Annotated in this window: 17 protein-coding genes; 11 read left to right on the forward strand and 6 right to left on the reverse strand. The window is 59.6% G+C overall.

The window, feature by feature from the left end; genetic code table 11:
- Window positions 1-39 precede the first annotated feature (39 nt).
- From ACXHRN_RS00080 to ACXHRN_RS00095, 4 genes are all read left to right on the forward strand, one after another.
- On the forward strand, window positions 40-495 hold the full coding sequence (locus ACXHRN_RS00080; protein WP_488639333.1) for a hypothetical protein: 456 nt from the start codon (window positions 40-42) through the stop codon (window positions 493-495).
- A 153-nt stretch (window positions 496-648) separates the two neighbouring features.
- A complete protein-coding gene (locus ACXHRN_RS00085; RefSeq protein ID WP_488639334.1) occupies window positions 649-1,920 on the forward strand; it encodes a hypothetical protein in 1,272 nt (423 codons plus the stop codon).
- 22 nt (window positions 1,921-1,942) lie between these two features.
- Window positions 1,943-2,521: a hypothetical protein gene (locus tag ACXHRN_RS00090; protein WP_488639335.1), complete on the forward strand. Its 579-nt coding sequence runs from the start codon at window positions 1,943-1,945 to the stop codon at window positions 2,519-2,521.
- 551 nt (window positions 2,522-3,072) lie between these two features.
- Window positions 3,073-3,378: a hypothetical protein gene (locus ACXHRN_RS00095; RefSeq protein WP_488639336.1), complete on the forward strand. Its 306-nt coding sequence runs from the start codon at window positions 3,073-3,075 to the stop codon at window positions 3,376-3,378.
- Window positions 3,379-4,153: 775 nt separating this feature from the next.
- Here the strand turns inward: ACXHRN_RS00095 and ACXHRN_RS00100 are convergent.
- Window positions 4,154-5,938 carry a sigma 54-interacting transcriptional regulator gene (locus ACXHRN_RS00100; RefSeq protein WP_488639337.1) on the reverse strand — a complete coding sequence of 595 codons (1,785 nt, stop codon included), beginning with the start codon at window positions 5,936-5,938 and terminating at the stop codon, window positions 4,154-4,156.
- 344 nt (window positions 5,939-6,282) lie between these two features.
- Between ACXHRN_RS00100 and ACXHRN_RS00105 the strand changes: the two genes are divergently transcribed.
- From ACXHRN_RS00105 to ACXHRN_RS00125, 5 genes are all read left to right on the forward strand, one after another.
- Entirely contained in the window at window positions 6,283-7,755 is a 1,473-nt protein-coding gene (locus ACXHRN_RS00105; protein ID WP_488639338.1) for a benzaldehyde dehydrogenase, read from the forward strand.
- A gap of 71 nt (window positions 7,756-7,826) precedes the next feature.
- Complete coding sequence (locus tag ACXHRN_RS00110; RefSeq protein WP_488639339.1) at window positions 7,827-8,927, forward strand: NAD(P)-dependent alcohol dehydrogenase; 1,101 nt, start codon at window positions 7,827-7,829, stop codon at window positions 8,925-8,927.
- 54 nt (window positions 8,928-8,981) lie between these two features.
- Window positions 8,982-9,896: an alpha/beta hydrolase gene (locus ACXHRN_RS00115; protein ID WP_488639340.1), complete on the forward strand. Its 915-nt coding sequence runs from the start codon at window positions 8,982-8,984 to the stop codon at window positions 9,894-9,896.
- Window positions 9,897-9,932: 36 nt separating this feature from the next.
- Complete coding sequence (locus ACXHRN_RS00120; protein ID WP_488639341.1) at window positions 9,933-10,268, forward strand: hypothetical protein; 336 nt, start codon at window positions 9,933-9,935, stop codon at window positions 10,266-10,268.
- Between the two features lie 47 nt (window positions 10,269-10,315).
- Complete coding sequence (locus tag ACXHRN_RS00125; protein ID WP_488639342.1) at window positions 10,316-11,044, forward strand: ATP-binding cassette domain-containing protein; 729 nt, start codon at window positions 10,316-10,318, stop codon at window positions 11,042-11,044.
- A 303-nt stretch (window positions 11,045-11,347) separates the two neighbouring features.
- Here the strand turns inward: ACXHRN_RS00125 and ACXHRN_RS00130 are convergent, their stop codons facing one another.
- Window positions 11,348-11,962, reverse strand: coding sequence for a pyridoxamine 5'-phosphate oxidase family protein (locus tag ACXHRN_RS00130; protein ID WP_488639343.1), 615 nt, complete (start codon window positions 11,960-11,962; stop codon window positions 11,348-11,350).
- A 99-nt stretch (window positions 11,963-12,061) separates the two neighbouring features.
- Between ACXHRN_RS00130 and ACXHRN_RS00135 the strand changes: the two genes are divergently transcribed.
- Window positions 12,062-13,000, forward strand: coding sequence for a LysR substrate-binding domain-containing protein (locus tag ACXHRN_RS00135; RefSeq protein WP_488639344.1), 939 nt, complete (start codon window positions 12,062-12,064; stop codon window positions 12,998-13,000).
- A gap of 173 nt (window positions 13,001-13,173) precedes the next feature.
- Here the strand turns inward: ACXHRN_RS00135 and ACXHRN_RS00140 are convergent, their stop codons facing one another.
- From ACXHRN_RS00140 to ACXHRN_RS00155, 4 genes are all read right to left on the reverse strand, one after another.
- A complete protein-coding gene (locus tag ACXHRN_RS00140; RefSeq protein WP_488639345.1) occupies window positions 13,174-14,769 on the reverse strand; it encodes an ABC transporter ATP-binding protein in 1,596 nt (531 codons plus the stop codon).
- A gap of 3 nt (window positions 14,770-14,772) precedes the next feature.
- Window positions 14,773-15,924, reverse strand: a complete 1,152-nt coding sequence (locus ACXHRN_RS00145) for an ABC transporter permease subunit (RefSeq protein WP_488639346.1) — start codon at window positions 15,922-15,924, stop codon at window positions 14,773-14,775.
- Complete coding sequence (locus ACXHRN_RS00150) at window positions 15,917-16,840, reverse strand: ABC transporter permease subunit (RefSeq protein ID WP_488639347.1); 924 nt, start codon at window positions 16,838-16,840, stop codon at window positions 15,917-15,919. Before ACXHRN_RS00150 ends, ACXHRN_RS00145 begins: the two co-directional genes overlap by 8 nt.
- Before the next feature lie 104 nt (window positions 16,841-16,944).
- Entirely contained in the window at window positions 16,945-18,546 is a 1,602-nt protein-coding gene (locus tag ACXHRN_RS00155) for a peptide ABC transporter substrate-binding protein (protein ID WP_488639348.1), read from the reverse strand.
- A gap of 280 nt (window positions 18,547-18,826) precedes the next feature.
- On the opposite strand from ACXHRN_RS00155, the gene ACXHRN_RS00160 reads away from it, so the two are divergent.
- Window positions 18,827-19,495: an amino acid ABC transporter permease gene (locus tag ACXHRN_RS00160; RefSeq protein WP_488639349.1), complete on the forward strand. Its 669-nt coding sequence runs from the start codon at window positions 18,827-18,829 to the stop codon at window positions 19,493-19,495.
- The last annotated feature ends 5 nt before the right edge of the window (window positions 19,496-19,500 follow it).

The raw sequence follows: 19,500 nt of genomic DNA on the forward strand, positions 1-19,500 counted from the left end.
CCGCAGGTGCGTCCTGCCAAAGTGGGAAGAGGGGTAGGAATGTTTGGTCGCAGCTACTGGCAGATTGCATTTCTGGTGTTGCTGGTCCTCTTACCGTTCGCCTGCTTTGCCGTATCCTTCCGGGTGCAGGATGAACAATGGCAGTATGATCATCCCGGACGTGGCCATTATTATCTGGTCACTGCAGCCATGGTTCTGTTTGTCAGTATCGGCATGCTGTTCCACATCTTGAGGGAAAACGCCCGGCTGATTTTTGGGATACTGGAAATCATCTTCTCGGCAATGTTCTTCTATTCGGCAATCACCAATAGCGAAAACATCCTCCGGGCACTGACGTCGAACAACTTCAGCTTCACGTCGGCTTTGGTCGCCGTTCTGGCATTGCTCGCCGCCGCCTTTTACGTCTTTCTCCGTGGGTTCGGCGACATTGGGCGAGGTGCTTTGGGGCGCCCTCGGCTGGAGAAGGCGTGGTGTTGGTTTAGTCTGAAAGTGTGAATCCCTCCGGCTGCCTCTCGCTGCGTTACCCGTTACCGCGGGAACTTCTCTGGGAGCAGTTATTCCGTAATAGAAGGCCGATGTCGGCCTTCGACCGCACCAACCCGTTTCCTCTCCAACAACAAGCATCCCTCACGATCACCGGTGATCCACATGCGTACTCTCCTTGCGTTTCTCTTTACCCTCGCGGCAGCGCAAACCTGCCTCGCTTTGGAAGCATCGACTTACAAAGGCCGCCTTGGCAAATTGCCGATCATCGTCGAACTGACGGAGGCCGGTCCGGATGGCGCGTTTGTGGGCCGCTATGCTTATATCGCCAAAGGCATCGACATTCCCCTGCATGGCGTCCGGATCAAGAACGAGATGACGTTTGAAGAGGAGCAGCCTTGCACGGTGGCGCTATGCAAGAAAAGTGACGGGAAACCTGTTGAGCATACTCCGATCGGTGCGGACTGGATATTGACGGCGAAAGCCGACGCGGCCCGGTTGTCCGGCACATGGCACGACCGGAAAGGCGGCAAATCGCTGGACGTGACACTCGTCCGTGTGGCCAAACGCGATCTGGGTAATGCCAGCAATACCGATTTCGATGCGCTCGATCCAATCAGAGTATTTGATATCGGACTTCCCGGCGTCTTGACGCCCGATGAGCTGCCCTACGATTTTCTGAAAATGCACCACCCGCTTAAGCAGGGTGAGGTGACCCTTGTCGGCCAAGCCAAATATAGCATGGATGAGGACCCGCGGGTCGGGTTATCCTATCCGACGATTGTTAGCCTGGGCGGCGCAAACGTCGAACCCGTGAACGCTTACTTGGCGCAGCAACGGCTAAAGTGGGAATATTTTGGCTTTGATTGCCTGCGGAAGGCCTATCTCGGATTCGGTTGGAGCGAGAACATTGGCGGTCAGACGAACGGTTATGATGGAAATGACATCGTCAGCATCGCGTACCTCACGCCGCGTCTGCTCGGCATGTGGGAAGACGGCAGCTTCTTTTGTGGCGGCGCGCATCCGGAAAACTTCTCACATATTCTGCTCGCGGATGTGAGGACCGGCAGGGCTCTTTCCTCTCAATCTCTACTCAAGGGCTGGCTGATCAAGAATGACGATGGCACCGTTGTCGACCCCGCCACGATCGCCGATCAATCAGATCTGAGATTTGAACCGAGTGAGGAGCTCATTCAGTTCGTTAACAGCAAGCGTCAGAAATTCGATGCCGAAACAGAGAGCGAATGCGGCATCGACGACCTCGTCCGCAGCAATCTCGGCGTCTATTTTACCGAGGACAGTCTGGTTTTCACCCTGAACAATCTGCCACACGTGATCTTTGCCTGCACGGATGTTCTTCTGACAGTTCCGCTCAAAGAGGCGCGTCCGCTGCTGACCGATGCCGGTGCTCGTTACTTTGAGACGTTTGATCGTTGAGACTGCTGCTGGACGAAAGAAAATGCTGATGACAACATCTCCAACAATGAGGGACCTGTGCCCTGTTTTGACGTCGCCTCCAACAAGGTTGCGCACCATGATATCCCTTAAGACCTGTTTTCTGTCTTTGCTTCTCCTGTTGCCGGTCAATCAGGCGGCGGCAGAGGCCTGCCGGTTGGACCATGCCACCTACCGGGAAGCTCGTTCCGGTGCCGAGATTCAGTTCAGACCCAAGAACAAGCCGACCGACGCTATGCTGACGACCGGCGTGTTTCAGCTGCACTTGCCCAACATCTCCGAGGTGTTCGAAGGTGACATCACCTGGACCGCGGGTCGCTACGCGCGGCCCAATGGCGAAATCGGGCGCTCATGTGTAGCGGATGAAAGCGCCGATGACGGCGGATGCTGGCTCTGGGCCGGAATTGTCTACAGTCTGCGCGATAGCAGCGCAGGACTGCTGGAGGATGAGGATATGATGGCGCCCGAGGCTATATTGTTCGTGGATTTCGGCCGGTCGCTGGCCACGACGGAGATTTTCGCCCGCGCAAATCCGGATCGGGCAACCTATGATGTGTTTACATTGACAGGCTGCAGTTCTTGACCACCGTGTTTGGGAATACGCCGTCATCGAAGCCGTGTTGCGGATTCTGCCGCATGGCCGGTGCGGTGGAGGTGATTCATGCGGCTATTTCTTCACTTTGGCTGTGGCGATGCTGACTGTCGCATTCTGCTCCCGTGCGATATCTGCCGCAGGCGATACCGCTGGTTGGTAAGGAAGGGCATCTTCACTGGTGCCGAATCCGCAAGCTACCAAATTTGATTTTCTGATCTGATTTTCTGGCGACGGAAACACAAACCGGCGGAAAGAGCCCGCCGAGATTTTCACGTCTGAAACAATTGCAACAAGAATATCGATCTCGCGAAATAAGCCTGAAACAGAAGGACGCGAAAAACACCCATCGAGAGCCTAAACGGGATCACTGCACAATCGACAGTCTTCAATACCGGTGGTTCCAATCAACCTTGGGAAGACAAAGCTTCGCCACAAACACAACCAAACACGCAAATTCAAGCTTAGGGGGCCGCTCAATGTTTTGTTCCAATTTCAAGTCAACGACTCGCCTGTTTTGCGCGGGTTTCGCAGGATTAGCCATGTCGTTCACCAGCGTCGCATCCGCTCAGGAACCCGTTTTCCTGTTCAAAATCATCACCACTAAAGATGAGATCGTCGTTGGCCTCACACCATCGGAAATTGCTGAACTCAAAGGTAATGATGTCAGTGCCATCGGGAAAGCCTTGGCTGTCGATGGCGAATTGTCACTCTGGCAGTACGCAGTCCGCAAGGGCAGCGATGGTTCGCTCGAGGAAGCGCCCCTTCGCCGTGTGAGCATACTCGGTCACGATTCGTTGCGGGTTGAGCCATACACAACGACGCTGAAGATCGTTCCCATTCAATAGAGCCAGCTTGACGTTGGGGCCTGTTGCTGCCGGCAATGGCCGCCGGTGTTGAGTTCCGCCACCAACTGACCCGCTTTTCCGTGTCGCGCTGAACACGCCGGCTTTCGAAAAGACAATGAAAAGCATGCCCGCGCCGACGAATTGGCGCTGACTTGGACGATCCATCAAAATAGCCCGAAAAGGCAGCGCAGCCACTCGACGCGGCCAAAGGTCAAGGCCATCCTAATCAACCGCTCCGGCGTTTCATATTCTGCAGCAATATTTCCTAGGCCCTTGAAGCAAGATCGGGAATTCGCTTTATGAAACAGCGACTGCGCATATTATTCTCACTGGCCCTTGCGATCCTTGGCCCAGGGACAGCGTATGCGGAAGAAGTTCCGAAAGTTGGAGGAGAACTCACCTGCCGCAGTCCGGTCTCGAACAGGGATACGGGCGAGAGCCTGTACCGGCGCTACGGGCAAGAGGCGAGTCTCGGTGATTTCCAGGATGGCAACTCCAGTTCCTTTATCGAGGTTTGGCTTTTTTCTTCTACGCGCAGCCTTGCCGGGTGAATGTCTGCTATCCCATCTTTTAAACCGGAAGCGGCGAGACCGCTACCGGCCCCAAATCAGTTATTCCGCTCAGCCCAGATTAAGCCCGGCCTAGAGAATCGCGTACGGATGGAAGTTGCAATAACAGGGTCGTTGGTTCGGTTCCCATCAAGCCATATTCCATCGCCGCTTGGCCTCATTCAGTCGATTTGCCGATGCGACGCACGACGGCGAGGCCGTCGAAGTCACGTCAACAGCCCCATTCTCCGAAGCCGGTACTCCAGCTTGGCGCGGGTCAGCCCAAGCTGGCGCGCAGCGGACGAAACGTTCCCGCCGGCGGCCTCGAGCGCTGAGCGATAGAGCTCGGCTTCGGCACGTTTGAGAGCCTCGGGCGCGGTTATCATTCGGCGCTCGTCCGTTAAGTCCATTCCATCCTGTGACGCCGCGTCGATGCGGCCCTCGCCGGTCAGTTTCAGCGAAAGCGACGGGACTTTTTCAAAACCCGTGAACATATGCTGCATATCGATCAGCGAGCCGCTTTCGACATAGATGACGCCACGCTCGACCAGGTTCTGAAGTTCGCGAATGTTGCCTGGGAAATCATAGGCGAGAAGGGCATCCATCGCACGCCGCGTGAAGCCCGCGACATCGCGGCGGTGACGCTCGCGGAACAGCTTAAGAAAATGTGCCGCAAGCAGCGGGATATCATCGCGCCGGTCGCGGAGTGGTGGAATGACGATCGGGAAGACGCAGAGGCGGAAATAGAGGTCCTGGCGGAAACGTCCGGCGCGCACTTCTTCGCCAAGATCGACATTGGAGGCAACGACGACGCGCACATCGACGGGGATCGTCCTGGTTCCGCCCACGCGCTCGATCTTGCGCTCCTGAACCGCCCTGAGCACTTTGCCTTGTGCGGAATAGGTGAGCGATGCGATTTCATCGAGGAAAAGCGTGCCGCCGTGCGCACGCTCGAAATAGCCGGCGCGGGACTGGATAGCGCCGGTGAACGCGCCCTTCTCGACACCGAACAGTTCGGATTCCACAAGGTTTTCTGGAATAGCCGCGCAGTTGATCGGCACGAACGGACCTTGCTTGCGCGGGCTCAGCTTGTGGAGTTCGTTCGAAAAGAGTTCCTTGCCGACGCCGGACTCGCCGATGAAGAGCACCGTCGCATCGGTATCGGAAACCTTTTCCAGCATCAGCCGAGTCCGGAGAAAGCTTGCCGAAACGCCGACGACCTGGCCTTCGGCGGCGTCCGGCGTCCCCCGGCCGGATGGCTCCGCCGCCAGCGCCGGTGCGGGGCGGGCCACGGCCACATGGCGTTGGCTCTTCCAGTCCAGTCCGAGATAATGCCGTTCGGGCGCGTCCTTGCCCCAGGCGTCAACATGCTGGCCGACGACCAGGCAGCGCGGGGCACCCATGCCCGCGCATTCAATCTCGCGGAAGATCACCGGCCTACCGAAGAGCGTGCTGGTATAGCCCGAAGGATAGCCCGTCTGCATCCAGCATACGGGCTCGCTGGAAATGCCATAGCTCGAAATGTGCTCCGCGGCTTCCGAGGAGTCGTCCCAGTAGAACTCGCCGAAATAAGTGCCCTTGCGCAGATCGAACTGGAACTGCTTCGTGGTGACCTTGACGAAGCCTTCGAGCGTATGGACGCGCGGGCCGGCGGCGAGCGCATGTGTGAGATCCTCCTGCGGAAAGCGCTTCTGGATCAGCTCTGCATCGCGGACGCCCTGCATGTAGCCCACGCGCATGAAGAGGCCTTTTGCCGTCTCGGTACCGAATGCGTCTATAATCTCCTGCCTGAGCCGCCCGAGCACGAGCGACTGGATCAGCACCATCCGCTGGTCGTTGAGCCAGATCCGGCCATCACCGAGCGCGAAATGAAGTGCTTCGGTGAGATCGGTGAGGGTGGGCGCAGCGCCGGTGTCGAGCTCGCTGAAAGCACCGCGCGTGAGGATCTTGCCCGTCTTGCGAGAGGCTTCGGCGAGAGAGATCAGTCCGTCGAGTTGATGTGTATCTGTCATGATCGCATTAATAATTTGATGAATTTATCAACGCTATTTCATTATTTTAGTAATCGCAAGCCTTTTGCTTCAGCAGCGGAGCCACCTTCCCGCCCCCGGCAGAAAAGCAAGTTTCATCAATAGCTTGCTGAATCATCTCGGCAACTGCCGTATGCCTTCCGAAATTCTGGCACGGCCTTTGCAGTGTTAGTTCAGACCGCTTGAGGAGGCGGCAGGAGGACATCGGCAGAAAGCCAAAGTGACGGCAATCCGACGAATCCGGGCAGAAACGCCCGGTCTCGTGACGGGGAAGCTGTGCCTGCGCTCCCAGACGACGGACCGACACTTTTTGAGGAGGAACAAGAATGAACATCGAGAACCAGAACTTCCTGGACGCCGAGCGTTGGCAGGGCCGCGCCTTCTTTGCCGACTGGCAGCAGACGGCCGCCGGCGTCATGGACGTGACCGATCCGGCCACCGGCGCAGTGATCGCCTCGGTTGGAGTCGGCGGTGCAGCCGATATCACCCGTGCTGCCGCTGAGGCGCGTGCTGCGCAAAAGGCCTGGGCCAAGACGCTGCCGACGGATCGGGCACGGATTCTCTCCAAGGCCGCCGACTTGCTCGAGCAGAACGGCGCGGAACTGATCCCCTGGATCATGCGCGAATCCGGCTCGATCTATCCGAAGGCCGGTATCGAAATCGAGCATGGTGCGCTCTTTATCCGCCACGCAGCATCACTCGCCACTTCGCCGATGGGGATGATGATCCCATCGATGGATGGCCGGACCAACTATGCCAAGCGGGTACCACATGGCGTCGTCGGCGTGATCTCGCCGTTCAACTTCCCGCTCGTGCTCTCGGTCCGCTCGATCGCCGCGGCGCTGGCATTCGGCAATGCCGTGGTCCACAAGCCCGATCCCCGCACGCCGATTTCGGGCGGCATTATCATCGCCCGCATTTTCGAGGAAGCTGGCCTGCCCAAGGGCGTGCTGCAGGTGGTGCCGGGTGGCGCCGACGCCGGCGAGGCGATGTGCACGGATCCCAATATCGCGATGATCTCCTTTACCGGATCCGCAAGAGGCGGCTCGAAAGTGGCTGAGATCGCCGGCAAGCATTTCAAAAAGGTCCAGCTCGAACTCGGCGGCAAGAACTCGCTCATCGTGCTCGACGACGCCAATCTCGATGTCGCAGCCTCCAATTCGGCCTGGGGCGCCTTCCTGCACCAGGGCCAGATCTGCATGGCGACCGGGCTGATCCTTGCCGACGAAAAGATCGCCGATGCGCTGACCGAAAAGCTTGTCGTGAAGGCGTCCCACCTTCCAGCGGGCGATCCCTCCACCAATCAGGTGGCGCTCGGCCCGATCATTTCGGACGCGCAGGTGGCGAGCATTCAGGCGATCGTGGAAGACGCCGTGGCCAAGGGCGCGAAGCTGCTGGCTGGCGGCACCCATGACGGTCGCTTTTATGCCGCCACCGTGCTCGCTGGCGTCAAGCCCGGCATGCGGGCCTTCGACGAGGAAATCTTCGGACCGGTGGCCTGCATTGCCACCTTCGCCACCGAGGAAGAGGCGATCGCGCTGACCAACAACAGCGACTACGGCCTCGCCGCCGGTGTGATTTCCGCCAATACCGGCCGCGCGATACGGATTGCCGACGAACTCGAAGTCGGCATGGTCCATGTCAACGACCAGACGGTCAATGGCGGCCCCTTCGCACCCTTCGGCGGCCCGCGCAAATCCGGCAACGGCACCCGCATCGGTGGCCCGGCCGACATCGAGGAATTCACCACCTGGAAGTGGATTTCCGTCAAGGACACCGCAACCGCCTATCCCTTCTGATCACTCCCAGGACCGGGATGCGGGCATCGCGGCCCGCATCCCTCGCGTGACATTTCATTCCGGAGATCACCATGCAGATCAAAGCCGCCATCGCCCGCGAACAGGGCGCCGACCTCAGCCTTGAGACCATCAATATCGAGGAACCGAGGGATAACGAAATCCTTGTGAAGGTCGTCGCCACCGGCGTTTGCCACACCGATATCGTCGTGCGCGACGGCATGCTGCCGACGCCACTGCCGGTGGTGCTCGGCCATGAAGGCGCCGGCATCGTCGAGAAGGTCGGCCGCGCCGTCTTGAAGGTGAAGGCCGGCGACAAGGTGGTCATGACCTTCAATTCCTGCGGCCATTGCCCGAGCTGCCAGGACCATCACATCAGCTATTGCCACGAATTCTTTCCGCGCAATTTCTTCGCCGCGCGCACCGATGGATCGAGCGCGCTCTCGACCGGTGACGAGCGGATCAACGGCCATTTCTTCGGCCAGTCTTCCTTCGCAACCCACGCCATCTGCCATGAAGTGAACGTCGTGAAGGTCCCGGATACCGCGCCGCTCGAACTGCTCGGGCCGCTCGCCTGCGGCATCCAGACCGGCGCGGGTGCGGTCATGAACGCACTCAAGGTTTCGGCGGGCAAATCCTTCGCCGCATTCGGATCGGGTTCCGTCGGCCTTTCCGCCCTGATGGCGGCGAAGGTCGTCGGCGCGACGACGATCATCGCGGTCGACATGAATGACGAGCGGCTGGCCATGGCCCGCGAACTCGGCGCCACGCACACGATCAATCCCGGCAAGGTCGATGCGACGGCGGAAATCATGGCGATCACCGGCTATGGACTGAATTTCGCGCTCGACACGACAGGCATTTCCAGTGTCATCCGCGGTGCCGTTATGGCGCTGGCGCCGATGGGTGCCTGCGGCATTCTCGGCGCCTCCGCCATGGGCACCGAGATCAATCTCGACGAAGTGCATTTCATGAGCGGCGGCCGCCGGCTGATGGGGATCGTCGAGGGCGAATCCAATCCGGATACGTTCATTCCGATGTTGGCCGAGCTCTATGCCCAGGGCCGCTTCCCCTTCGACAAGCTCGTGAAATTCTACGATTTCGCCGAGATCAACCAGGCGATCCACGATTCCGAAAGCGGCAAGACGATCAAGCCGATCGTGCGCATGCAATAGCCGGGCGGAGGGCCGCGTCGGCCTTTCCCCATCCGACATTTCAGGGAGGAAACCATGTCGAAAGCGCAACTCGATTTCATTCTCGATGTCAGCAGCCAGAACCCGCCGCCGGAAAACGCCACGCCTGAAATGATGCGGGCGTGGTTCGAGGGGATCAATGCCGGAACCCCGATCGCCGATGGCTCGATGATCGAGCGGGTTTCCGCAGGGCCGTGCGGCGGTGACCTGATCCGCCGCGACGAGACCGACAAGAGCAGGCTGGTCATTTACTATCACGGCGGCGGTTTCTTCTTCGGCTCGAGCCGGTCGCACCGGGTGATCGCCACCCATCTCGCCCGTACATCCGGTGCTGTGGCGCTCGCGGCGGACTATCGGCTGGCGCCTGAATATCCGGCACCCACCGCGCATGACGACGCATTCGCCGTCTACAAATGGGCATTGGCGCAGGGCTATGACCCGGCAGCGATCGCGCTGACCGGAGACAGCGCCGGCGGCAATCTCGCGCTTTCGGTCGCCGTCAGGGCGAAGAAGGAGGGCCTGCCGCAGCTAGGTGCGCTGGTTCTGATGTCGCCCGCCCTCGACCTCGCAAGTGTGGGCGACTCACATCATTCCGTAACCGATGCGCCGCTTCTGACGCCGCAGCTCATGGCGCTTTTCAACGCAGTCTATATCGGCACCGGCGACCGCAAGTCGGAGCTGGTCACGCCCTTCTACGGCGATTTCACCGGCCTTCCGCCGACGCTCGTCCAGGTCGGGTCCTGGGAGATCCTGCGCGACGATTCCGTGACCGTCGTCGAACGGCTCAAGGCCGCCGGTGTGTCCGCCGAACTCAATATTTTCGACGGCATGGTGCATTCCTGGCAGCTCTTCGCGCCGATGCTCGACGAGGGCATGCAGTCGATCGAGGAAGCCGGCGGCTTTCTGCGCGAACATCTGCAATCCGGCGTCGCAAGACGCGTCGCCGTCTGACGAATTTTTCAACGCTCTTCGATCTGGGAGGACAATATGGGCAAGCATCTTGATATCACGCGCCGCAGCCTGCTACGCGCCACGGGCAGTGTCGCGGGAGGCGCCGCTGCCGCATGCGCGATACCAGCGGGCAATCCCAAGGACAAGGCGGCAGTTGCCAAGGCCATATCGACGCTGAATGTCGAAACCACCACCGGTATCATCGACTTCACCAATGGCCCCGCGCCCAGCATGGCGGCGACCGGTCTGGTCGGCACGCAATGGCTGAAGGACGAGAGCGGCAAGTTCCCGTTCAAGCTCGAAGTGACGTCGAACTTCCTGATCAATCGCGCGCCGACCACCGCACCGCTCAAGCCCTACACGCTTGGCTGATTGAAAACGGGCGGGCTCGCGTGCCGGCGCCCGCATTCGGGGGAAACATGACGGAAATTCTTTCAGGCAGCGGCATCAACAAGACATTCGGCTCGTTCCAGGTGCTGAAGGATGTGAACTTCACCCTCACGGAGGGAGAGGCTCTCGGAATCGTCAGGCCCAACGGTGCCGGCAAGACGACATTGTTCTCAGTTGTTGCCGGGTCGCTGGTGCCGTCGTCCGGCACAGTGATGTTCTCCGGAGTCGACGTCACAAGGGCGGATGCAGCGCGCAGCTGTCGCGCCGGCATCGGCCGGACCCATCAGGTACCGCGTCCCTTTCTCGGCATGGCCGTGTTCGAAAACGTGCTTGTGGCTGCGCAGCATGGCTCCGTCCGCGTCGGGGAGGAGGCAGGAAATCTCGCTGCCGAAGCGCTGGAACGGAGCGATCTCCTGCCGCTCGCCAACAGGCCTGCCGCCACGCTGGGCCTGCTCGACCGCAAGCGGCTTGGCAATCAGAAGCTCGATCGCCAACGTAGCTTTGGCGGCCTCCACGACCTTGAAATCCGCTATCTCGAGTTCATCGACGATGTCCATTCGCAACAAAGGTTGGTCCTCGACGACAAGGACTGTGACGCGATCAGTGGTCATGATGATATTGTCCCGCACTTGCTGCCGTTTGCTGCGGAGACCAACGCGGCATGCGCAAGTTATCATGCAGTTTTACAGGCAGTAGAGACACAACGCATTCGAACGGAGAATCGATTGCTTGATGTGATTGATTCTCATGCCCCTTGATGTCGAGTACCTAAATGTCCGATTTCGCGTTGGATGTCCTGGCAGCGAACCGTCTGCAATCGGCCCCAAACCGGTCATTTCCATCCAAGCTAAGTCGAGATCCGCTATTGGGGAATCTGAGGCGAAAGGCGTATGTAACAACGGGTCGCTGGTTCGATCCCCATCAACTGCAACCTTACGCCGAATCACGGATCTCAGGTTCTGCTCCTATCAAGGCTGTGACCCCCGAGAGTGATGACTTCCGCCGCCGTTGTCGCCTTTCCCCCCAAAACAAATGCGATTTTGAAATTATCACAGCGGAAATCAGCCCGTCTGTGCCCTCAACTCGGCATTCTCCGCTTCAAGTTCACCAAGGCGTTTGCGCAGCGGATCAATCGCCGCGACAACCTCCGCCTCGGTGAAGCGCGGCGTGATATGCTGTTGGCAGTTCCAGTCGAAACTTGCGAGCCTCAACCGGAAAATGCGCTCAAGCTTGCCCTTGTAAGCACTGTCGGTGACGTGTTCGGTCAGGGCAGGGTCCTCGTCGGTTCCCAGTTTTTCCACCTGCGCATAGATCTTCAAACGGCTGCGGCTGGGATAATCCATCAGAATCAAGCAGGTGCGGTCGTTGGCCGCGAAGTTGCCGGTGCTAATATACTGCCGATTGCCTCGATAGTCTGCGAAAGCGAGGGTCCGGTGGTCGAGCACCTTCAGAAAGCCGCGCGGCCCGCCTCGATGCTGCACATAGGGCCAACCCGTCTCCGAGACCGAGGCCATGTAGAAACTGTCGCGCCCCTCAATGAATGCCTTCTCGGCATCCGTGAATCGGTGGAACTCCCTATGCCCACTGAAGTCGGACCATATATCGTCGGCGCCCATCTCGGCCTGGGCAGCCCTGACGCTTGGCGTGATGGCGATGTCTAAAAACCCGTATGCCATTTCACCCTCCGTGTTGGCTGATCGTGAATATGGGACTTGTTCCATTTTGATATAATCCGGTAATTATGGGGATGATCTCTCCGAAAAATGGGAAGATGAATGGATAGACTCGAAGCCATGTCGATCTTGAACGCTGTCGTGGAGAGCGGAAGTTTCTCTGCGGCTGCGCGGCAGCTTCGTGTTCCAGTAACAACAATTGCGCGGAAGATATCGAATCTGGAGGCGCTCCTGGGCGCCGAGCTTCTGATCCGCACCACCCGCAAACTCACCTTGACCGATGCTGGGGTGAGCTACCTCGCGGCGGCGCGGCGGATACTCGATCAGGTCGACGAGATCGAGCGCGAGGTCGCCGGAGAGTTCACCATTCCCAAGGGTGAGCTCGTCATCACCGCACCCGTTCAGTTCGGCCAGCTCCATGTGCTGCCGATCGTGATCGATTTCCTGGCTGCGTTTCCGGAGATCATGATCAGGCTGCTGTTGCTCGATCGAAACATGCATCTGGCAGAAGACCAGGTGGATATGGCTGTGCGCATCGGCAGGCTGCCCGATAGTGCGATGATTTCGACAACAGTGGGCGCGATGCGCGCCGTCGTCTGCGCCAGCCCGACATTGCTGGGCCTGCACGGCACGCCGCAGACCCCCCAAGACCTGGAGACAATTCCTTGCGTCACCTTCGATGGTCCCGGGCCCATGGCGGGGTGGCGCTTCACCGATCCAAAAACGAGAAAGCCCATATTTGTGCCGATTGAGGCGCGCCTCTCGGTGACAACGGCGGAAGCCGCCGTTCGGGCATCTCTGCAAGACGTGGGCGCGACGCGACTCTTGCACTATCAGGTTGCGGACGCGGTGAAGGCCAATGGCCTGCGAATTGTCCTTGAGCGGTTCGAGACTGAACCGGTGCCGGTGAGCCTCGTACATGCCGCACGCAGCCAAATGCCGATCAAGATGCGGCGCTTTCTGGATTTCGCGGTGCCCCGATTGAGGCGAAGGTTGCTTGAAATTGCGGACCCAAACGCTGCATCCGAGTCCAAGGGATAACTCGCTTGCGGCACGATAGGCGGTATGAGAATTGATGCGTCTCGTGAGATCCATGTACGCAAACGAGCAACAGCGCGCAGATCTCGCCCATCACCTGAGTTCGATGTCATGAAAATGTCTCGACAAAGGCGGCTTGTCCATAACGCCTGTCGGCTGCGCCTTGGTCATTGCGGCTACGATTGTCCCAGCGCTGCCGCCATCAATTCTTTGGTATAGTCGGCCTTCGGATGGTCGAAGATGTCGTTCACCGAGCCTTCTTCCACCACCTTGCCGCTCTTCATCACCATGATGTAATCCGACAGCGCTCGCACCACGGCGAGGTCATGGCTGATGAACAGATAGGCGAGGCCATGGCGCGCCTGCAGGTCGCGCAGCAGGTCGACGATCTGCTTCTGCACCGAGCGGTCGAGCGCCGATGTCGGTTCGTCCAGCACCAGCATTTTCGGCTTGAGGATGATGGCGCGGGCGATGGCGAGGCGCTGGCGCTGTCCGCCGGAGAATTCGTGCGGATAGCGGTTGCGGCTGGCCGGATCGAGACCGACCTCCAGCAGGGCTTCGACGGCGCGGCGATCGCGCTCGGCGCGGCTAAGCTGCGGCTCATGCACCAGCAGTCCCTCGGTGACGATTTCGCCCGCGGTCATGCGCGGCGACAGCGAGCCGTAAGGGTCCTGGAAGACCAACTGCATTTCGCGGCGCAGCGGCTGCATCTCACGCCGGCCGGCCTTGGATATGTCCCTGCCTTCGAAGACGACATTGCCCTCGCCGTCGATCAGCCGCATCACGAGCCGCCCGAGTGTGGATTTGCCCGATCCGGATTCGCCGACGATGCCGATCGTCTGGCCTTGGCGGAGCGTCAGCGAAACAGCGTCGACCGCTTTGAGATCGAAGGCCTTGCGCGCCAGAAATCCGCCGCCGACCCTGAAGGTGACGGAAACGTCCTTGGCAGCGACAATCGCCTCCGCATCGGCCGCCGGTGGTGCTTTGTGACCGGTCGGCTCGGCGGCTAGCAGCATCCTGGTATATTCATGCTGGGGGGCGGAGAAGATCTCCGCCGTCCGGCCCGTCTCCACCACTTCGCCGCGCCGCATCACCGCCACCCGATCGGCGAAGCGGCGGACGATGCCGAGATCGTGGCTGATGAAGATGATCGCCAGCCCGATCCGCTCCTTGAGTTCCTTGAGCAAAGCCAGGATCTGCGCCTGGATCGTCACATCGAGTGCCGTGGTCGGCTCGTCGGCGATCAGCAGTTCGGGGTCGTTGGCAAGTGCCATGGCGATCATCACCCGCTGGCGCTGGCCGCCCGACAGTTCGTGCGGATAGGAACCGAGCCGCCGCTCCGGTTCGGGAATCTGGACGAGTTTCAGCAGGTCCAGCGCGCGTTCACGGGCAACGGCCTTGGAGCAGCGGCGATGGTAGCGGATCGGCTCGCTGATCTGGTTGCCGATCGTGTAGAGCGGATCGAGCGAGGTCATCGGCTCCTGGAAGATCATGGTGATCTTGGCGCCACGCACCTCGTTCAGTGCCTTGAGCGATAGGCCGACCAGTTCCTGGCCGCGATAGCGCGCCGAGCCGGTCACCCGGCCATTGCCGGCCAGCAGGCCCATCACCGCCATCATCGTCTGGCTCTTGCCGGAGCCGGATTCGCCGACGATCGCCAGGGTCTCGCCCTTGGCGACCTTGATGTTGAGACCCTTGACCGCATGGATTTCGCCATCCGGAGAGTCGAATCTGACGTTGAGATTGTCGATATCGAGTATGGTATCGGTCATGGCTCAGCGGTCCTTCGGGTCGAATGCGTCGCGCAGCCCGTCGCCGATGAAATTCAGCGCCGTCAGCGTGACCACGAACAGGATGGCCGGATAGAGCAGCAGCCAGGTGCTGGCTTCGATCGCGCCTGCCCCTTCGGCGATCAGCAGACCCCAGCTGGTCAGCGGTTCCTGCACGCCCAATCCCAGAAAAGAGAGGAAGCTTTCGAGCAGGATCACCTGCGGCACCAGGAGCGTGACGAACACCACCACCGGTCCTATCGTATTAGGGATGATATGGGAGAGGATGATCTGGCGATTGCTCAGCCCCATGGCGACGGCGGCACCGACGAATTCGCGCCGCTTGATCGCCAGTGTCTGGCCGCGGACGATACGGGCCATGTCGAGCCAGTTGATCGCGCCGATGGCGATGAAGATCAGCACGATATGGCGACCGAAAAACACCACCAGCATGATGACGAAAAACACGAAGGGCAGGGAATAGAGGATCTCGACGAACCGCATCATCAGGTTGTCGATCTGGCCGCCGAGATAGCCTGAGATCGCGCCATAGATCACGCCGATCAGCAACGACACGATCGTCGCCATGATCCCGACCATCAGCGAGATCTGCCCGCCGACCATGATCCGGGCCAGCATGTCGCGACCATTGCGGTCGGTGCCGAGCAGGAAATACTGGCCGTTGACCAGACCGGTCACTACCGCCGTCTTGCCGTCATTCCTGGTCTCGGTGATCTTGCCGCCGTCGAACTCGTCGGGGCGGTCGAGATAGCGGATAATGCGCGGATCGACCGGTTTGTCGGTGCTGATGACGGCCGTATAGGTCGTGCCGTCGACGTCGAAACTGTCGAGATGCGCGCGGCCGCGTTCGACAGCCAGCTGCATCACCGGCTGCAGCGTATCCTCATGCGGATAGGGCGACAGGCTCGGCGGCACGGCGACATAGCTTGGATAGACCTCAGCATAGCCGTGCTGGTTGAAAAGCGGTCCGATGAAGCAGAAGGCCGCGACGATCACCAGCATGACCATGCTGACGAGCGCGGCCTTGTTGCGGCGCAGACGTGCAAACGCCAGCGAGCCGAGGCTGCGGCCCTGGACGGCCTTGCTTTTCACGGCCGTATCGACGGCAATCGGGGAAATGGGATCGATCTCACTCATAGCGCACCCTCGGGTCGACGAAGGCATAGATGACATCGACGAGCAGGTTAAGGGCAACGATGAACACCGAGATCAGCACCACCGTGCCCATCACCAGGGTATAATCGCGATTGAGCGCTCCGAGCACGAAATAGCGGCCGACGCCGGGCAATGTGAACATCGTCTCGACGATGATCGAGCCTGTCAGCACCGATGCGGCCGTTGGACCGAGATAAGAGATCACCGGCATCAGCCCGGCGCGTAGCGCATGCCGGCCAACGACGCTGCGGAAAGGCAGGCCATAGGCGCGGGCGGTGCGCACATGGTCGGCGCGCAGGGCTTCGATCATCGAGCTGCGCGTCAGCCGGGCGAAGATCGCTAGTTGCGGCAGTGCCAGAACGGTCACCGGCAGCACGAGATTTTGAAAGCCGCCATTGCCCCAGGACCCGGTCGGCACCAGCCGTAGCCCCAGCGCGAAGATCAGCGACAGAATCGGGCCGATGACGAAATTGGGCACGGTGTTGCCAAGCGCCGCGACACCCATCAACAGGTAATCCGCCCAGGAATTCTGCTTGAGTGCCGCATAGACACCCATGGTGACACCGCCGAGAACGGCGACCACCAGCGCCCAGGACCCCAAGACCAGCGAATAGGGCAGGGCCTGCAGGATGAGTTCGGCGACGGTATAGTCCTTGTAGATGAAGCTCGGGCCGAAATCGCCATGCAGCACGTTGCCGAGATAGTAGACGTATTGCGCCCAGAGCGGCTGGTCGAGATGATAGACCGCCTTGAGATTGGCGAGCACCTGCGGCTCGAGCGGCCGTTCGAGGTTGAACGGGCCGCCGGGGGCGATGCGGATCATGAAGAAGGAGAGTGTCACGACAATGAACACGGTCGGCAGGGACGACAAGAGCCGAACCAAGATGAAACGCAGCATGAGCGCCTCCTCTCTATTACGGGGGTCACATGACCCGCTGGCGGTTTACCGCCGGCGGGAGGCGGAGCGCGCCCGATGTGAGAACGGACGCCCCCGCGGACGGATCACTCGATGGAGAGGTATTTGGTCATGTGCTCGTTGACGAGGTTTTCCTCAAAGCCCTTCACCTTGCGATTGACCAGCCAGAGACTGGCATAGTTCATCATCGGGGTGATGGAATATTCGGACAGCATCAGTGCCTCGGCTTCGGCGAGGATCTTCATGCGCTTGGCCGGATCGCGCTCCTCGTAGGATGCCTTCATCAGCGCATCATATCTCGCATTGCTCCAGTGGCCGTAGTTGAAGGTCTTGTTGCTGGAGACCAGGAGATTGAGGAAGTTTTCCGGATCGGCATAATCGGCAGCCCAGCTGGCGCGGGCGACATCGAATGTCCCACCTTCCTGCAGATAGGCATAGTGGGCCTTCACGTCGAGATTCTGGGTGGTGACGGTGGCGCCGAGCGCCTTCCACATGTCGGCAACGGCGATCGCCACTTTCTTGTGGTTCTCATTGGTGTTGTAGCGGATGTCGATATTCAGCGGCTTGCCGCCGTCGCCATAACCCGCCTCCTTGAGCAGCGCCTTGGCGGCATCCTCGCGGTCCAGCTGATCCATCGAGGCAATGTCGACCGTCGGCGAGGTATAACCCTCCATGCCGGGCGGCACGAGAGTGTAGGATGGCAGCTGCGCACCGCCGAAAATCTTCTCGGCCAGGAAGTTGCGGTCGATGGCCATGGACAGCGCCTTGCGGACGCGCACATCGCTGAAAGGCTCATGACGGCCGTCGAAAGCATAATAATAGGTCGAGAGCGCCGGGCTCGCATACACCTGGTCCTTGCCAAGCTTCTTGGTCAGGAAGTCGCGCTGATCGGCCTGGAAATTATAGACGACATCCAGTTCGCTGGTCTCGAACATCCGCTCGGTGGCGGCCTGGTCTTCCGAAGGGTTATAAATCACCTTGTCGATCTTCACATTGGCCGCATCCCAGTAATTGGGGTTCTTGACGGCGGTGACGTGGTCGTTGGCGATATATTCGGTCAGCATATAGGCGCCGTTGCTCACCATCTTGCCCGGCTTGGTGAAGTCCTTGCCGTATTTGTCGATGCTGGCCTTGTTGACCGGAATTGCCGTGTAATGGCACATCAGCTGCAGGAAATAGGGCGTCGGGCGTTCGAGCGTGATTTCCAGCGTCTTGTCGTTGACGGCCTTGAGACCGAGGTCGGTGGCCTTGGCCTTCTTCTGATTGAACGCCTCGGCATTCTTGATCGGAAAGAGGATATTGGCGTAGCCGGCGGCGGTCACAGGATCGAGCACACGGGTCATCGAAAAGACGAAGTCGGCGGCGGTCACCGGCGAACCATCGGACCATTTGGCATTGTCGCGGATCTTGAAGGTGTAGACCGTGCCATCGTCCGATACCGTCCAGCTTTCGGCGGTCCCGGGAATGACCTTGCCTTTGGCATCATAGATCGTCAGGCCTTCCGACAAATCACGAACGATAAAACCTTCGATGTCGATCGAGATCTGCGACTGGTCGAGCGATTGCGGTTCGCCGCCATTGCCGCGGTGGATGACGGTTTCCGCCCAGACCGGAAGTGCGATCGATCCAAGCAACGCGGCGGCAAAAGCTGCACGGGTGAGGGACTTCAAAGATGGATGAATGCTCATGGCTCGCTCCTTTTTGTAGCGATTACGCCAGTTTCCCCACTGGTCACCTTGAACACTATTGGTTGAATCCAGAAAAGCAAACGGAAAAATCGCCGCTGGCCCGGCCATCGCGGGTAGTAGGAGATGCCCATGTTCGATCGCGTAGGGAGATTGATTTAACTAAATGGTACAAAGCGCCTTGACAACTATTAACCAGATGGTACAAAGATGGAACGAGAGGCTACCTGCCATAAGGCGGTTGGAATCAATTGCCGCTTGAGGAGGCGGCCGGGAGGGATTGATGGGCTACGTGCTCGACTTCAGCGTCGTCTATGAACGGCTGCCGGAATTACTGCTGGCGGCTTTGTCGACCATCGGGCTTGCCGTCGCCGGCATGTCTCTTGCGACGTTAATCGGCATTCTTGGCGTTCTAACGCGCACGTCCAAAACCCGCATTCTTCGCATTCCGACCATCGCTTTCGTCGAGGTTATCCGCAACACGCCTTTCCTAGTGCAGATCTTCTTCATCTTCTTCGCCCTGCCGCAGTTCGGGATCCGGTTGAACCCGACGGCAACAGCCATCATCGCGCTTGCGGTCAATGGCGGCGCCTATGCGATCGAGATCATTCGCGGTGGGGTCGAAAGCATCGGCAAGGGACAAATCGAAGCCGGCTTCGCGCTTGGACTGCATAGGGGGCAGGTGTTCCGTCACATCGTACTGAAGCCGGCTTTCCGGGCGATCTATCCGTCGCTGACCAGCCAGTTCGTCATGCTGACGCTCACGACGTCGGTCTGCACCTCGATCGCGGCCTATGAGCTGACATCGGTCGCTCAGCGGATCGAGTCCGATACGTTCCGCTCTTTCGAGGTCTATTTCAGCATCACATTGATCTATCTCGCCATTTCCGGGCTGATGATGGCGCTGTTTTCGACGATATCGAAGCTGCTCTTCAGCTATCCGGTCCGGTGAGGAGG

The sequence above is a fragment of the Shinella sp. OV683 genome, from assembly GCF_057787725.1.

Coding starts and splice junctions, on each gene's coding strand:
- ACXHRN_RS00080 (WP_488639333.1), top strand. CDS start 40: ATGTTTGGTCGCAGCTACTGGCAGATTGCATTTCTGGTGTTGCTGGTC.
- ACXHRN_RS00085 (WP_488639334.1), top strand. CDS start 649: ATGCGTACTCTCCTTGCGTTTCTCTTTACCCTCGCGGCAGCGCAAACC.
- ACXHRN_RS00090 (WP_488639335.1), top strand. CDS start 1,943: ATGCTGATGACAACATCTCCAACAATGAGGGACCTGTGCCCTGTTTTG.
- ACXHRN_RS00095 (WP_488639336.1), top strand. CDS start 3,073: ATGTCGTTCACCAGCGTCGCATCCGCTCAGGAACCCGTTTTCCTGTTC.
- ACXHRN_RS00100 (WP_488639337.1), bottom strand. CDS start 5,938: ATGACAGATACACATCAACTCGACGGACTGATCTCTCTCGCCGAAGCC.
- ACXHRN_RS00105 (WP_488639338.1), top strand. CDS start 6,283: ATGAACATCGAGAACCAGAACTTCCTGGACGCCGAGCGTTGGCAGGGC.
- ACXHRN_RS00110 (WP_488639339.1), top strand. CDS start 7,827: ATGCAGATCAAAGCCGCCATCGCCCGCGAACAGGGCGCCGACCTCAGC.
- ACXHRN_RS00115 (WP_488639340.1), top strand. CDS start 8,982: ATGTCGAAAGCGCAACTCGATTTCATTCTCGATGTCAGCAGCCAGAAC.
- ACXHRN_RS00120 (WP_488639341.1), top strand. CDS start 9,933: ATGGGCAAGCATCTTGATATCACGCGCCGCAGCCTGCTACGCGCCACG.
- ACXHRN_RS00125 (WP_488639342.1), top strand. CDS start 10,316: ATGACGGAAATTCTTTCAGGCAGCGGCATCAACAAGACATTCGGCTCG.
- ACXHRN_RS00130 (WP_488639343.1), bottom strand. CDS start 11,962: ATGGCATACGGGTTTTTAGACATCGCCATCACGCCAAGCGTCAGGGCT.
- ACXHRN_RS00135 (WP_488639344.1), top strand. CDS start 12,062: ATGGATAGACTCGAAGCCATGTCGATCTTGAACGCTGTCGTGGAGAGC.
- ACXHRN_RS00140 (WP_488639345.1), bottom strand. CDS start 14,769: ATGACCGATACCATACTCGATATCGACAATCTCAACGTCAGATTCGAC.
- ACXHRN_RS00145 (WP_488639346.1), bottom strand. CDS start 15,924: ATGAGTGAGATCGATCCCATTTCCCCGATTGCCGTCGATACGGCCGTG.
- ACXHRN_RS00150 (WP_488639347.1), bottom strand. CDS start 16,840: ATGCTGCGTTTCATCTTGGTTCGGCTCTTGTCGTCCCTGCCGACCGTG.
- ACXHRN_RS00155 (WP_488639348.1), bottom strand. CDS start 18,546: ATGAGCATTCATCCATCTTTGAAGTCCCTCACCCGTGCAGCTTTTGCC.
- ACXHRN_RS00160 (WP_488639349.1), top strand. CDS start 18,827: ATGGGCTACGTGCTCGACTTCAGCGTCGTCTATGAACGGCTGCCGGAA.